The following is a 13,164-nucleotide window of genomic DNA, read 5'->3' on the forward strand; positions in this document are numbered from 1 at the left end:
GTTTTTTTTGTATTGGCAGCAGACGAAAAAAATGTCCGCTCAGCCCATCAAAGCCATCAGATGGCGCACACCGAGCACTTTAATCGCTCGTTTCAGGTTATAGGCATTCACCGCCAAGGCCATTTCAGCTTTTGTACCCTCCAGTTGTCGCAGCAAGAAACGGCCATTACCAAATAGCCATTGCTTGAGGTTGCCGAAGGGGTGCTCAACGATGGATCTTCGGTTGGCCATCATCTCAGGATGCGCCTGCATTCTTTGCTCCATCCGCTCGAAAGCCTCTTCATGGGCATGTCGTGAGACATAACGGCGCCGGGCTCGAGTGCATTGCGTTTTCAGCGCGCAGTTGGCGCAGTCATCGACCTCAGCCTGATAGATCCGATCACCTTTGTTGTGCTGTTTTAGCGTTAACCATTTGCCTGCCGGACACTGGAAACGATCGTGTCCGGTCTCATAGATAAAGTCTTTTCGCTCAAAGAGCTGCTCTTCCTGACTGCCAGGGTTTTTCGAACGATTGGGCGGTACATAGGCCGTAATCGAAGCATCCTCGCAGGCCTGAAACTGCTTGCCATTGGAGTAGCCGGCATCGGCAGTGACCGTCAGATCATCTTGCTGTAACTCTGCTTTGGCGGCCTTGGCCATCGGCTCCAGTTGCTTTCGGTCATCGCCATCTTGGGTGACCTCATGATGCAAAATCAGGCAATGCTCGGCGTCCACGACGGTTTGCACGTTGTAGGCCACACGTGGCCCTTTGGCCGTGCGCATCATTCGGGCATCGCTTTCATGGGTGTTGAACTGCTCGATGCCCATCGAACGCATCAGTGCCTGGCAACTCTGATTATCCTGTTGTCGAGCCTCAAGCTGTGCCAGGGCTACCTTGATTGCGCTGCGATCAATTGAATCTGTGGTTTCAGCCTTGTCGGCCTCATCCAGCTCGGCCAGATACTGAGCGATGCGCTTATCCAGTTTTTCTTCCTGGCGCTTGAGCTGCTTCAAATTCACATGACGCCGTGAGGATGCGACCGCCTGAAACTTGCTGCCGTCGATGGCCACCAACTCACCGGCGATCAAGCCTGCCGTGCGACAAAACCGAACGAAAGCACGGCAGGTCGCGATGAAGGCGGGTTTATTGTTCTTGCGAAAATCGGCGATGGTCTTGAAGTCGGGCTTGAGCCGGTTGATCAGCCACATCACTTCGATGTTGCGCTGACACTCGGCTTCAAGACGTCGCGATGAGCGAATCCGCTGAAAATAGCCGTAGAGGTAGAGTTTTAGCTGATCGGCGGGATCATAAGCAGGGCGCCCCGTGCTTTTTGGAATCGCTTTATCGAAGCCCAGTTGCACCAGATCGAGCCTGGCAACGTACAGGTCAATGACACGAACGAGGTGATCCTCGGGGATCAACTCTTCCAGCGAGACCGGGAATAGGCTGGTCTGGCTGCGGGACTCACCTTGGATGTAGGCCATAACGAAAAATGCTCTGTATCTTTCGATACGGAGCATTTTCTTTGAGCGCTGCGCAGATTGCTAGGTTTTCACACAGTCTGTATACAGGCCCTTTTGTGCGTTACATATTGGAGGAACCGATGGGTGGTCTATGGGTCAGACTCTCATCACACCGCACGTGATCGGGTTTCATACCCGTGTTTCAAGGGGTTTTACTGTGACTGCTGTACGAAAACCCTTCAATTTGTGTTGCCGAGCCTGCAAGCCGGCCTTAGACTGCCGCCCCTCGTAAATTGAGTGCCAGGTGGCGCTTGGAGATTATTGGCTTTACGACAACGTCAAGCCGCTCCTCAATGCACGTTTTTTTATAGAGAAATAAATGACAAAGGAAAAGTTGCTGGCCATGCCGGCCGATGACTACATGAACGCCGAGCAGCACGCTTTCTTCGTCGAGCTGTTGCAGGGCATGAAGGTCGAGATCCACGAGCGAATCGAGCAGAGCCGTATTGCCATCGAAAGCCTGGACACCCCTGCCGATCCGGCCGACGCTGCCTCGGTTGAAGAAGAGCGTCACTGGTTGGTCAACGTGATCGATCGTGATCAGCGCATGCTGCCTCAGCTGGAAATGGCCCTGTCGCGCATTGCCGATGACACCTTCGGCTGGTGCGATGACAGCGGTGAGCCCATTGGCCTGAAACGCCTGCTGATCAGCCCGACCACCAAATACTGCATCGAAGCGCAAGAGCGCCACGAGCAGATCGACAAGCACCAACGCCAGGCCTGATTCTCAGGCGACAGGGGTTGAGCAACCAGACCGGGAGGCAAGCAATTGCCTCCCGGTTTCGTTGTGTCCGGAGTTTATTGAATCAACGCCGACCGATAAGACCATTAGCGCATGGCACATCGCCGTTATCTGACGTTTAATAGGTGCAATAACGATAAATACAGACGGGGTAACGCAACATGGCCGAAAACTTATCCATGGCTGCCGGATTGCCGCTGACCAGTGCGCCGGGCACTGCAGTAAGGTGGTGGGTGCCTGCGGTACAAAGTGTTGCGTTGTGCCTGTTGCTGGCAGCGATAAGCGTTGTCGGACTGCCCCTCTATATCGTTGTTCCCGGCGCTTTGCTGGTGATCTGGCTGCCGCGATGGTTACTCCGCCGGCCTGCAGCATTCTCGGCCGAGGCGGTCGACGCGGACATAACGCGCCTGACCCGCGATCTCTCCCGCACCACCAGCCATAACGCGCTGTCGGCCGCTCAGGTGGCGTTTTCCGTGCGCCAGTTGGCGGGGCGCGTGCAATCGCAGCTTGGGGCTGCCGGGCAGGTGGTCAACAGTGCGGAGCTGATGATCGCTACCGAGCAGCAGACCGCCCAGCTCAGCCAGCAGGCACTGGTTGCCGCCAGCGAAGCGCGGGCGCGCAGCGAGGCGGGCAGTGGCGTATTGAATGAGTCGATCGACCGTATGCACCAATTGAGCGAGCGGGCCGTCGCCAGTCGAGAGCTGATCGAAGCGCTCAGCCAGCGCAGTGAGGAGATCCAGCGGGTGACGCTGGTGATCCAGTCGATCGCCAGCCAGACCAACCTGCTGGCGCTCAACGCAGCCATCGAGGCTGCCCGGGCCGGCGAGCATGGGCGTGGTTTTGCAGTGGTCGCCGATGAAGTGCGCGGGCTCGCCGGGCGAACGGCGAGTGCCACCGGAGAAGTCGGGCAGATGGTGGCCGATATCCAGCAACGCACTGCGCAGGTCGTCGAACAGATCCGTCAGCTGTCTACCGACCTGGACAGCGGCGTCGAACAGGTTGAGCTTACCGGCGAGCACCTCGGTAACATCGCCCGCCTTGCCGTCGAGGTCGAAAGCCAGGTCAGCGAGATTGCCCAGGGCGCCAAGAGCAATCAGGATCAGTTGGCGAGCCTGTTCGAGGCCGTTGAGCACATGCGCAGTGATCTGGCGGTCAGCGACGAGCAGACCCGGCACCTGGCCAAGGCCGCGGTGCAGATGGAAGGGCAGGCCGAGACCATCAGTCAGCGTCTGGCCGAAGTGGGGCTCGACGACTATCACCAGCGCATCTACGATCTGGCCCGTGAAGGGGCACGACTCATCGGCCAGAAGTTCGAAGCCGATATCGACCAGGGGCGCGCCAGTCTGGATGATCTGTTTGACCGTAGTTACAAGCCAGTCGCCAACACCTCACCGACCCGGTTCACCACGCGCTTCGACCGCTACACCGATCAGGTACTCCCGGCGCTGCAGGAGCCACTGCTCGCGCGGCACGAAGGCCTGGTATTTGCCATCGCCTGCACCCAGCAAGGCTACGTGCCCACGCATAACAACGCGTTCAACCAGCCTCTGACCGGGGACGCGACGCTGGACAATGCGCGCAATCGCAGCAAGCGCAAGTTCGATGACCGGACCGGCATTCGCTGCGGTAGCCATCAGCAACCGGTATTGCTGCAAACCTACACCCGGGACACCGGGGAGCTGATGCACGACCTCTCCGTACCCATTATCGTCAAGGGGCGTCATTGGGGTGGTCTGCGCCTGGGTTATAAACCGCAGGGCGGTTCAAACCCGTAAACCGGTCTGGCAAGTTTGAGGGAGGCGAGCAGAGATGTTGAAGTCTGCTCGACCTGTTCTTTACCTTTGATATGCACTGCCGTGTAGGTATTTGTTTATAGATTTTTTAAGTATGTGGATGTGGGTTGTAGGAAACTTCTAAATAACTCTTATAGGCTTGACTGTCGATGCGCCCTGAGCAATCTCTTGAATCAATGGCATCAATTTTTGATTCATGAGCGGCCTTGCCAAGGGCGCCTCTACGGACGAAAGAGTTATGAAAAGTACATGGAGTGTCAAACAGTCATCCGAGATTTCGGGTGCAGTGGTTTTACAGGTTACGGCGCGTATCGGCATATTTTTCGACGGTACGGGCAATAATCGGGTCAACAGTCAGATCGGTGCTGATTGCCGCGCACTGCTGGAAGTCAATAACGGCAAGCATATCCAGGAGTGCGCCGGACGACATGCCGATCCGGGCAGTAGTTACAGTAATGAATTAAGTAATATCGCCTTGCTGGCAGGGCTTTATCGTCGACAAGCGGTCGCTGCCAACGACGGGCAGGGTTTGAACGTCTGCTACCCGATCTATATAAGCGGCGCCGGGACGACATCAGGTGAGCGTGATTCGGTATGGCCTGGGCAGAGTCTGGGCCGTGGCACCACGGGTGTGGTGGCCAAGGTGCAAAACGCTTTCAGAAAGCTCGAATCGGTACTCAAGATGTTTCCGGTGGATAATCCGGGCTGTGCGCTGGAGGCGCTGGAATTCGATGTCTTCGGCTTCAGTCGCGGTGCTGCGTCGGCGAGACATTTCGTCAACGAAATTCTCAAGCGTGAAGTCGGCATGCTTGAGCCGATACTGCGCAGTCGCAAAGTGCGGTTGAGCGAGAATTTTGCCTGGCACAACGGCTGTGTGCGGCTCAAGGTCATTGGCCTGTTCGACACTGTTGCCGCTATCGGCAGCGTCAAAGACCTGGGCAACACGAGCGACGCCAGCAATCGGCGGGTCAATCTGTACTTGCCGCCTGGCTGTGCCCAGCAAGTGCTGCATCTGGTCGCTCGCGATGAAAACCGGCGCAATTTTGCGCTCAATAGCATTACCCCCGGATGGCCCGCAGAAATCATCCTGCCGGGGGCACATTCCGATATCGGCGGTGGTTATCCGCCGCAAATGGATGAAAACGTCTTGTTGACCCGCCCACGTATGAGCACCGTGCGGCGCGGCAGCGCTCCTGAAACGGCGACCTGCTGGCAGGAAGCACAGGCCGAACTGAACAGGATGGAGTTGAATCACTGGATCGATCCGCTCGATAACCAGGCGTCATTACAGGTGCAGTCATGCGAAAGCAACGGTCATATCTGTAAGAATCCGCTCAGTGGCTTGGGGATGATTGTGGCTGCGGTGGGCATGCATCGGCAGGTCTTTGGGCATCTGTCACGGGTTTCGCTGCAGATCATGCATGCGCTGGCCTGTGATGAAGGCGTGCCGATCGGCCCCGTTCCGCAGGCACCGTACTTTCAGCTTCCTCCCGAGCTGGAGGGCATCGCTCGCAAGCTGATCGATTACGCGCGGGGCGGTCCTTACACGCTGACCAGCGACGAAGAGCAGGTTCTGCGCTGGCGCTACATTCATCAGTCCGCGCACTGGAGCGCGTCACTGGGTCGAACGGGCAGCCTCAGTGATGCAGTGTTCGTTCACGCACCTGAACCGGGCGGCCGGATACTGCACCCCAACATCGGGCAGCCCGGCTACCCGCAGTAAAAACCGATGCCCGGTCTGCTCACTCGGGTGCGTCATGCAACAGTACATTGAGATCGTCGATCACCGGTGCCCACTCGGCGTCTTGATGTAAGCCCTCTTTCAGAAACGCCGCCTGTGCCGGGGTCCAGAAGTCAGCGTCGATCAGCTTGACTCCGTCTTGCAGGCGGTGCGCCGCGACGAAAGCGTCAATGTCCTTGTCTTCGGAATCGAGCCCCAGTTGCGTGAACAGGTCATTCAGGGTGTTGGTGTTCAGTTCCATATCATCTCCTCGACGAGGGGGTCCCCGTATTGTCATCAGTCCTTTATGGGAGTGACCGTCGCGTGCAAGAGTTCGATGCATTTGCCGGTCGTGAAACAGCAATCTTTTTTGCGCCGAAAGTTAATGCTATGTTCCCGCTGCGCCGGATGTCTGCAGGAGCGCAGGCATGAGCCTGTCCAGCCACTGAACGAGGCCTGAATGACAGGGCATTCCTGTGCCGTCAGGCTGTGGTGACATCGATGTGTACAAAAGGAATATATCCCGTAGAGGCAATGAGCCGGTAGAATCCGCCACCAGCCTGCACGGTTCGGCAGTGGCCGACTCGTCGTCCCCGAGTGCAGCGCGTCAGCAGGTATCTGGCCGTGCCATACGGCCTGTGAATGAATCATTTATCGACTGCCTGAACTTCAGGCAGCCTCATTTTCATGTTTGAGGGTTTGGACTTTGGCTGTAAGTAACCTGGATACCCATGCTTTGTTCGTGCTCGGCGATCTTCGCGCACAGTTGGTCAAGCAGTTTCAATCCCGCTTCGTCTATCTCACCGAGCAATCAGCCGAAGGCATCTACATTGCTGAAATCGATACTGAAACTGCCTTGGTGGTCGATGACAAGCCGCGCCTGGAACTCAAGGTCGGCGATCATTTTCGGGCTGCGGTTCTGCCGAGCCGGGAAGGCGGAAAGCTCGAACTGAAGTTCCGTGAAGTCAAGGTCACGGTTTACGGACTGGGTGAATATGCCTTCGTCGACACGCCTGAAGGCCATGGCATCGTGTTCAAGGAAGGGCAGGGTGTGGTGATGGTTTTTGCCGCGAAAGAGCAACTGCAGACCGGTATGAGCAAGGTCCTGAAAAGCGCAGTGGGCAAGGCCGCCAAGTGGCGCAAGGGCGAACTGACCTTCAAGGCCAGCGAGTAACGCTCGCCCCTCCGCCTTCAGCCTCCGCTTGATTCGCCGTCGACGCGACCGCTGCTCACCTCGGCCGGTACATCGTCACCGGCCATGCGCTTGCGGAACAACGCAGTGCGCGCGAGCAACAGGGTCGTCACGGGCACGGTAATCGCCAGCAGCACCGGAATGAGCCAGGCATGGATGACCGGCTCTGACTTGAGTGCCGAGAAGTAGATGATCGACGCCAATGCCACGCACCACGCGCCCAGTGTCGACGCCAGTGCCGGTGGATGCATGCGTTGAAAGAAGTCTTTCAGGCGCAACAGCCCGATGGCGCCCGTCAGGGCGAACAGGCTGCTGACGATCAGCAGCCCGGCAGTGAGTATTTCAGCCCAGAAAGGGACGGAACCGGACAGTTCGTTCATTCGATCACTTCTCCGCGCAACAGGAATTTGGCCAGTGCGAACGAGCCAACGAAGCCAAACAGAGCGATCAGCATCGCCGCCTCGAAATAGGTGTCACTGGCGTAGCGGATACCCAATACCAGCATCATCAGCATGGCGATGATGTACAGGTAGTCCAGCGCCAGTACCCGGTCCTGCGCGGAAGGGCCTTTGATCAGGCGCAGCAGGGTGATAACCATGGTCAGGGCGAAGATCAGCAGGCTGATCAGAATCGCGTTGTCGAGCAGTGCACTCACTGAAAGATCTCCATCAATGGACGCTCATAGGTGGTCTTGAAGTGTTCGATGAATTGCGCCTCGTCCTCCAGATCGAAGACATGCATCAGCAGCACGCTGCGATCCAGCGCCAGTTCCGACCAGACTGTACCGGGCACTACCGTGGTCACTATCGCCAGTGCGGCAAGACCGTGGGCGTCGTGCAGGTCCAGCGGGATTCGCACGAAGGCCGAGCGCGGCGGACGACGCTTGAGCCGCCAGATGCTCAGGCCGACCTGCAGGTTGGACACCACCACGTCGCAGCCGACCATCCAGAAAAACTTCAGGATCGTTCCCGGTTTGCGAATGCGCACCGGCAGCGGACGCAACGGTGCCATCAACAGCGGTGCCAGAAACCCCAGCAGAGCACCCAGCAGCACGTGACCGGGGCTGAGCGACAGGTTCAGCACCAGCCACAACATCCAGAGCGCCAGTGAGAGCAGGGGGGCCGGAAACAGACGTTTCATGGTTGCCCCTCCGGGTTCACGTCACGACTGGTCGGGCCGGGGATCGGTCGTGTCGCGAGCACCGACTGCACATACTGTTTGGGCTCATGCAGTGCGGCAGCGGTGTCTTGCGTGTAACGCAGCAGCGGCTCGGCCTTGAAGGTCAGCGCAATGCACAAGCCGAGCAGGATGACGATTGGCAGGCACTCATTGCGCCGTAACAGTGGCGAAGGGCGCTCGTGGGGTGTCCAGAAGCGCTGCGTGCCGAGCCTGGAAAAGGCAATCAGTGACGCCAGTCCGGAAAAAATCAGCAGGCCGATCAACATCCATGAGCGGGGCAGCAGCGCCTCGTCCTTGGCAACATCCAGCCCCAGCGGGTTCAACAAGGCGCTGAGCAGCGTCAGCTTGCCGATGAACCCGGACAGCGGCGGCATGCCGATGATCAGCAGCGCGCAGATGATGAAGCTCAGGCCCAGAAAGGCCACGGTCATGGGAATGACCTGGCCGACCACGACTTTTTGCTCGTCGTCCAGGTTGGTGCCGGGCGGCGGATGCAGCGACTCCACGGCGCGTGGCAACTGGTCGGCGTCTTCCTCCAGCGGGATTTCGTTGGCCGAGCGCGAACGTTCGATCAATTCGCCCAGCAGGAACATCGCGCTCAGGGCAAGGGTCGAGCTGACCAGATAAAACAGCGCACCTGACGTCAGGCTGGGCTGAGCAAAACCGATTGCCGACAGCAGAATGCCCGCCGACACCAAGATGCTCAGGCTGGCCAGACGCTCCAGACGCTGGGCCGCAATGATCGCGATCGCCGCCGTAAAGATCGTCGCCATGCCGCCAAAGATCAGCCAGTCGCCGCCGAAAAACGCCGAAGCGCCGGCCTGCCCGGAAAACAGCAGCGTCCACAGGCGCAGCAGGGTATAGATGCCTACCTTGGTCATGATCGCAAACATCGCCGCTACGGGTGCGCTGGCGGACGAGTAGGCCGGAACCAGCCAGAAATTCAGTGGCCACATTCCGGCCTTTGCCAGAAAGGCCGTGGCCAGAATCGCCGCGCCGGCGTGCAGCAGGCCCAGATCGGCTTCCGACACCTGCGGAATCTTGATCGCCAGGTCAGCGAAATTCAGGGTGCCAGTCACGCCGTAGATCAAGGCGGCGCCGATCAGAAACAGCGACGAGGCCAGCAGGTTGATCGAAATGTAATGCAGGCCGGCCGATACGCGCGCCCGCCCGGAGCCGTGCAGCATCAGGCCATACGACGCCGCGAGCAAGACTTCGAAGAACACGAACAGGTTGAACAGGTCAGCGGTCAGAAACGCGCCGTACAGGCCCATCAGCTGGATCTGGAACAAAGCATGGAAGCTGGCCCCGGCCCGATCCCAGCGCGCCAGGGCGAAAAGCAGCGCGCAGACACCGACGATGCCGGTCAGCACCATCATCAGCGCCGACAGGTGATCGACGACCAGCACGATACCGAACGGCACGCCCCAGTTGCCCGGCAGATAGACACCGATCGATCCGCTGCTGCCGCTGTGCTGCACCCAGAGCATCAACACCACCGAGATGCCCAGCCCGAGGATACTCGAGAACAGGTTGATGCGCCCTTTGAGCGGCCGGTGCTTTTCGCCCAGCCAGAGCATCAGCCCGGCGGTCAGCAACGGCAGCAGGATCGGCGCGATGATCAGCTGATTCATCCAGCTCATGCCTTGGGCTCCCGGCCATCGACGTGGTCGGTGCCGGTCAGGCCTCGGGAGGCGAGCAGCACCACCAGAAACAGCGCGGTCATGGCAAAGCTGATGACGATGGCGGTGAGCACCAGTGCCTGCGGCAGCGGGTCAGTGTAATTGAGCAGGTCCTGGGGAATACCGTCCTTGATGATCGGTTCCTTGCCGATGAACAGGCTGCCCATGCTGAAAATGAACAGGTTGACCCCGTAAGAGAGCAGGCACAGGCCCATGACCACCTGAAAGGTTCGCGGGCGCAGGATCAGCCAGACTCCCGAGGCGGCGAGAACACCGATGGCGACTGCGATGACTTCTTCCATCAGAGAATTCCTTGCGGGTTGGCGACAGGCTTGGGCAGTTGGGTCGGACGATGGCTGCGTACCGACTGGTGAGCCAGCGCGGTAAGAATCAGCAAGGTCGACCCGACCACCACGGCATACACGCCGACGTCGAAAAACAGCGCGCTGGCAATGTGGATGTCACCCAGGATCGGCAGATCGACATGCGCAGTGTGGGTTGTCATGAACGGATAACCCAACGCCATCGAGCCGGCTCCGGTCAGCACCGCAACCAACAGGCCGGTGCCCATCCAGCGCAGCGGCCGCAGACTCATCTGCGCTTCGACCCACTGAGTTCCGGCGACCATGTACTGCAGCAGTAAGGCCACTGACATCACCAGCCCGGCCACGAATCCGCCGCCTGGCTGATTGTGGCCACGAATGAACAGGTACATCGAGATGATGAAGGCAATCGGCAGCAGCAATCTGACCAGTGCTGCCGGGACCATCATGAAACCGAGCGCCGTGTCACTGGCGCTACGCGGGTTGATCAGGTCGGTCACCACATCGCGTGCCAGCAGGCGTTGCTGCGCAGGCAACAGGATGCTTTCTTTGGGCGGGCGGAAGCGGCGCAACAGAGCGAAAACGGTCAATGCCACGGCAGCCAGTACAGTGATTTCGCCAAACGTGTCGAAACCACGGAAATCCACCAGCATCACATTGACCACGTTGGTGCCGCCGCCCTGAGGCAGCGCACGGCTCAGGTAAAACGAAGAAATGGCGTTCGGAGTCTGGCGAGTCAGCATGGCGTAGGACAATAGCGCCATCCCGACGCCGACCAGCACCGCGAGGCCGAAGTCGCGAATACGCCGGGTGCGGGCGCGCAGGCGGGCGCTGAGCGGGGCGACGTCTTCGTTGCGGCGCGGCAACCAGCGCAGGCCGAGCAGGATCAGCACCGTGGTTACCACTTCCACCACCAGTTGCGTCAACGCCAGGTCGGGAGCCGAGAACCAGACGAAGGTGATACAGGTCATCAGCCCGCAGACGCTGACCATCACCAGTGCCGCCAGACGATGGTATTTACCCTGCCATGCCGCGCCCAGCGCGCAGGCAATCGCGATCAGCCAGAGTGTGACGAACACCCCGGAACCCGGAATCTTCGGCCGGTCGCCCCACGTCAGGCCGCTGAAATACATCGGAATAAAGCCGCCCAGCGCTGCAGCCATCACCAGCAGAAACAACTGCGGTTGCAAGCGACGCGTGCTGACTTTGCGCTCGAAACGGCGTGCCCAATGCATCGCCACCACCAGGCTGCGTTCGAACAGGTGCTTGCCGTTGAGCCTGCCTACCAGCGGCGGGGCGGTGATACGCTCTTGCTTGAGCGGCTTGCGCAACAACAGATACAAAATGATGCCGCCCGCCATCGCCACCAGACTCATGATGATCGGCGCGTTCCAGCCATGCCAGATGGCCAGGCTGTATTCGGGCAGTGTGCCACCGACCACCGGCCGGGCCGCCGCTGCCAGCAGTGGCGCGACCGATTGAGCCGGGAAAATGCCGACCACGACGCAGGTCAGTACCAGAAACTCGACCGGCGCACGCATCCAGCGCGGCGGCTCGTGGGGCAGGTGCGGAAGATCCTTGGCGGCCGGGCCGAAGAACACGTCGACCGTGAAGCGTAGCGAGTAGGCGACGCTGAACACGCCGGCAATGGTCGCGACCACCGGCAGCGCCATCTCCACCCAGGCGGTGGCCGAGATGAACACCGTTTCAGCGAAGAACATCTCTTTGGACAGGAAACCGTTGAGCAGCGGCACGCCTGCCATCGACGCACTGGCGACCATCGCCAGGGTTGCGGTGTAAGGCAGCAGCTTGACCAGCCCGCTGAGACGCCGGATATCCCGCGTGCCGCTTTCGTGGTCGATGATCCCTGCGGCCATGAACAGCGAGGCCTTGAACGTGGCGTGGTTAAGGATGTGGAACACGGCGGCCACTGCCGCCAGCGGGCTGTTCAGGCCGAGCAACAGCGTGATCAGCCCCAGATGACTGATGGTCGAGTAGGCCAGCAGGCCCTTCAGGTCATTCTGGAAAATGGCCGCGTAGGCACCCAGAATCAGCGTGCAGGCACCCGCACCGCTGACCATCCAGAACCATTGTTCGCTGCCGGACAACGACGGCCACATGCGTGCCATGAGAAACACACCCGCTTTGACCATGGTGGCCGAGTGCAGGTACGCCGACACCGGCGTCGGTGCTGCCATCGCGTGGGGCAGCCAGAAGTGGAAAGGGAACTGCGCGCTTTTGCTCAGCGCGCCGATCAGGATCAGGGTCAGCAACACCGGATACAAGGCATGCGCGCGGATCGCATCGCCAGACGCCAGTACGCGGTCCAGATCATAACTGCCGGCTACATGCCCGAGAATCATCATCCCCGCGAGCAGCGCCAGCCCGCCAGCACCGGTGACCATCAACGCCATGTAGGCACCGCGCCGGGCATCGGCACGGTGGTGCCAGTAGCCAATCAGCAGGAAGGAAAACAGGCTGGTCAGTTCCCAGAAAAACACGATCTGGATCAGGTTGCCGGACATGACCAGCCCGAGCATGGCGCCCATGAACGCGAGGAAAAAGGCAAAAAAGCGTGGCACCGGATCGTCCGGCGACATATAATAGCGCGCGTACAGGGACACCAGCGCGCCGATGCCCAGCACCAGCATCGAGAACAGCCAGGCGAAGCCGTCGATACGCAGGACAAAATTCATTCCCAGGCTGGGCAGCCAGAAATACTCTTCCCGGATCACGCCACCATCGGCAATCTGCGGAAACCACAACGCCATCTGAATTGCGCCGACCAAGGCAACCAGACCCGCCAGAAAGGATTCTGCGTTACGTGCGTTGTGCGGCAAAAAGGCCGCCAGACAGCTGCCGATGAAAGGCAGAAGCAGTAGAACTATCAGAGACATAGGCTTCTAATCTGCAGGAGAATGTCAGGCATCATACGTGCCAGAGAACCCAATACCAAACGAACACTTTCCGAAATTTCCTACAAAAAGTGTCTGATATTTTTACATCAGACAATCCAGGCTGCGGTAAACA

12 protein-coding genes are annotated in these 13,164 nt (G+C 59.3%); 4 read left to right on the top strand and 8 right to left on the bottom strand.

The genetic code is table 11. The features are described from left to right. Nucleotides 1–39: 39 nt before the first annotated feature. A complete protein-coding gene (locus BLT55_RS05650; protein ID WP_055001182.1) occupies nt 40–1,464 on the bottom strand; it encodes an IS1182-like element ISPsy6 family transposase in 1,425 nt (474 codons plus the stop codon). Nucleotides 1,465–1,822: 358 nt separating this feature from the next. Between BLT55_RS05650 and BLT55_RS05655 the strand changes: the two genes are divergently transcribed. From BLT55_RS05655 to BLT55_RS05665, 3 genes are all read left to right on the top strand, one after another. Continuing rightward, entirely contained in the window at nt 1,823–2,227 is a 405-nt protein-coding gene (locus BLT55_RS05655) for a TraR/DksA family transcriptional regulator (protein ID WP_002554078.1), read from the top strand. A gap of 563 nt (nt 2,228–2,790) precedes the next feature. Beyond that, nucleotides 2,791–4,020 (top strand): methyl-accepting chemotaxis protein, encoded by a 1,230-nt coding sequence (locus tag BLT55_RS05660; protein ID WP_397389528.1) that lies wholly within the window; start codon nt 2,791–2,793, stop codon nt 4,018–4,020. A 256-nt stretch (nt 4,021–4,276) separates the two neighbouring features. After that, on the top strand, nt 4,277–5,761 hold the full coding sequence (locus tag BLT55_RS05665) for a T6SS phospholipase effector Tle1-like catalytic domain-containing protein (RefSeq protein WP_054998568.1): 1,485 nt from the start codon (nt 4,277–4,279) through the stop codon (nt 5,759–5,761). Between the two features lie 19 nt (nt 5,762–5,780). Here BLT55_RS05665 and BLT55_RS05670 read toward each other — a convergent pair whose 3' ends face one another. Then, entirely contained in the window at nt 5,781–6,020 is a 240-nt protein-coding gene (locus tag BLT55_RS05670; RefSeq protein ID WP_054998569.1) for a DUF2789 domain-containing protein, read from the bottom strand. A 444-nt stretch (nt 6,021–6,464) separates the two neighbouring features. Here BLT55_RS05670 and BLT55_RS05675 point away from each other — a divergent pair, with 444 nt between their 5' ends. After that, nucleotides 6,465–6,932 carry a hypothetical protein gene (locus BLT55_RS05675; protein ID WP_054080147.1) on the top strand — a complete coding sequence of 156 codons (468 nt, stop codon included), beginning with the start codon at nt 6,465–6,467 and terminating at the stop codon, nt 6,930–6,932. 17 nt (nt 6,933–6,949) lie between these two features. On the opposite strand, the gene BLT55_RS05680 is transcribed toward BLT55_RS05675, so the two are convergent. Genes BLT55_RS05680 through BLT55_RS05705 form a run of 6 tightly spaced genes read right to left on the bottom strand, consistent with a single transcriptional unit; the run spans nt 6,950 to nt 13,031 of the window. Next, on the bottom strand, nt 6,950–7,330 hold the full coding sequence (locus BLT55_RS05680) for a Na+/H+ antiporter subunit G (RefSeq protein ID WP_007251307.1): 381 nt from the start codon (nt 7,328–7,330) through the stop codon (nt 6,950–6,952). Then, nucleotides 7,327–7,605, bottom strand: a complete 279-nt coding sequence (locus tag BLT55_RS05685) for a K+/H+ antiporter subunit F (RefSeq protein ID WP_054998570.1) — start codon at nt 7,603–7,605, stop codon at nt 7,327–7,329. Before BLT55_RS05685 ends, BLT55_RS05680 begins: the two co-directional genes overlap by 4 nt. Continuing rightward, entirely contained in the window at nt 7,602–8,090 is a 489-nt protein-coding gene (locus BLT55_RS05690) for a Na+/H+ antiporter subunit E (RefSeq protein ID WP_054998571.1), read from the bottom strand. The genes BLT55_RS05685 and BLT55_RS05690 overlap by 4 nt, the downstream gene beginning before the upstream one ends. Then, nucleotides 8,087–9,772 (bottom strand): monovalent cation/H+ antiporter subunit D, encoded by a 1,686-nt coding sequence (locus tag BLT55_RS05695; protein WP_007251309.1) that lies wholly within the window; start codon nt 9,770–9,772, stop codon nt 8,087–8,089. The genes BLT55_RS05690 and BLT55_RS05695 overlap by 4 nt, the downstream gene beginning before the upstream one ends. Then, on the bottom strand, nt 9,769–10,113 hold the full coding sequence (locus BLT55_RS05700; RefSeq protein WP_007251310.1) for a Na+/H+ antiporter subunit C: 345 nt from the start codon (nt 10,111–10,113) through the stop codon (nt 9,769–9,771). The genes BLT55_RS05695 and BLT55_RS05700 overlap by 4 nt, the downstream gene beginning before the upstream one ends. After that, complete coding sequence (locus tag BLT55_RS05705; RefSeq protein WP_054998572.1) at nt 10,113–13,031, bottom strand: monovalent cation/H+ antiporter subunit A; 2,919 nt, start codon at nt 13,029–13,031, stop codon at nt 10,113–10,115. Before BLT55_RS05705 ends, BLT55_RS05700 begins: the two co-directional genes overlap by 1 nt. Between the last annotated feature and the right edge of the window lie 133 nt (nt 13,032–13,164).

Origin of the sequence: Pseudomonas cannabina (assembly GCF_900100365.1) — a bacterium.
In the GTDB taxonomy this organism is placed as follows: domain Bacteria; phylum Pseudomonadota; class Gammaproteobacteria; order Pseudomonadales; family Pseudomonadaceae; genus Aquipseudomonas; species Aquipseudomonas cannabina.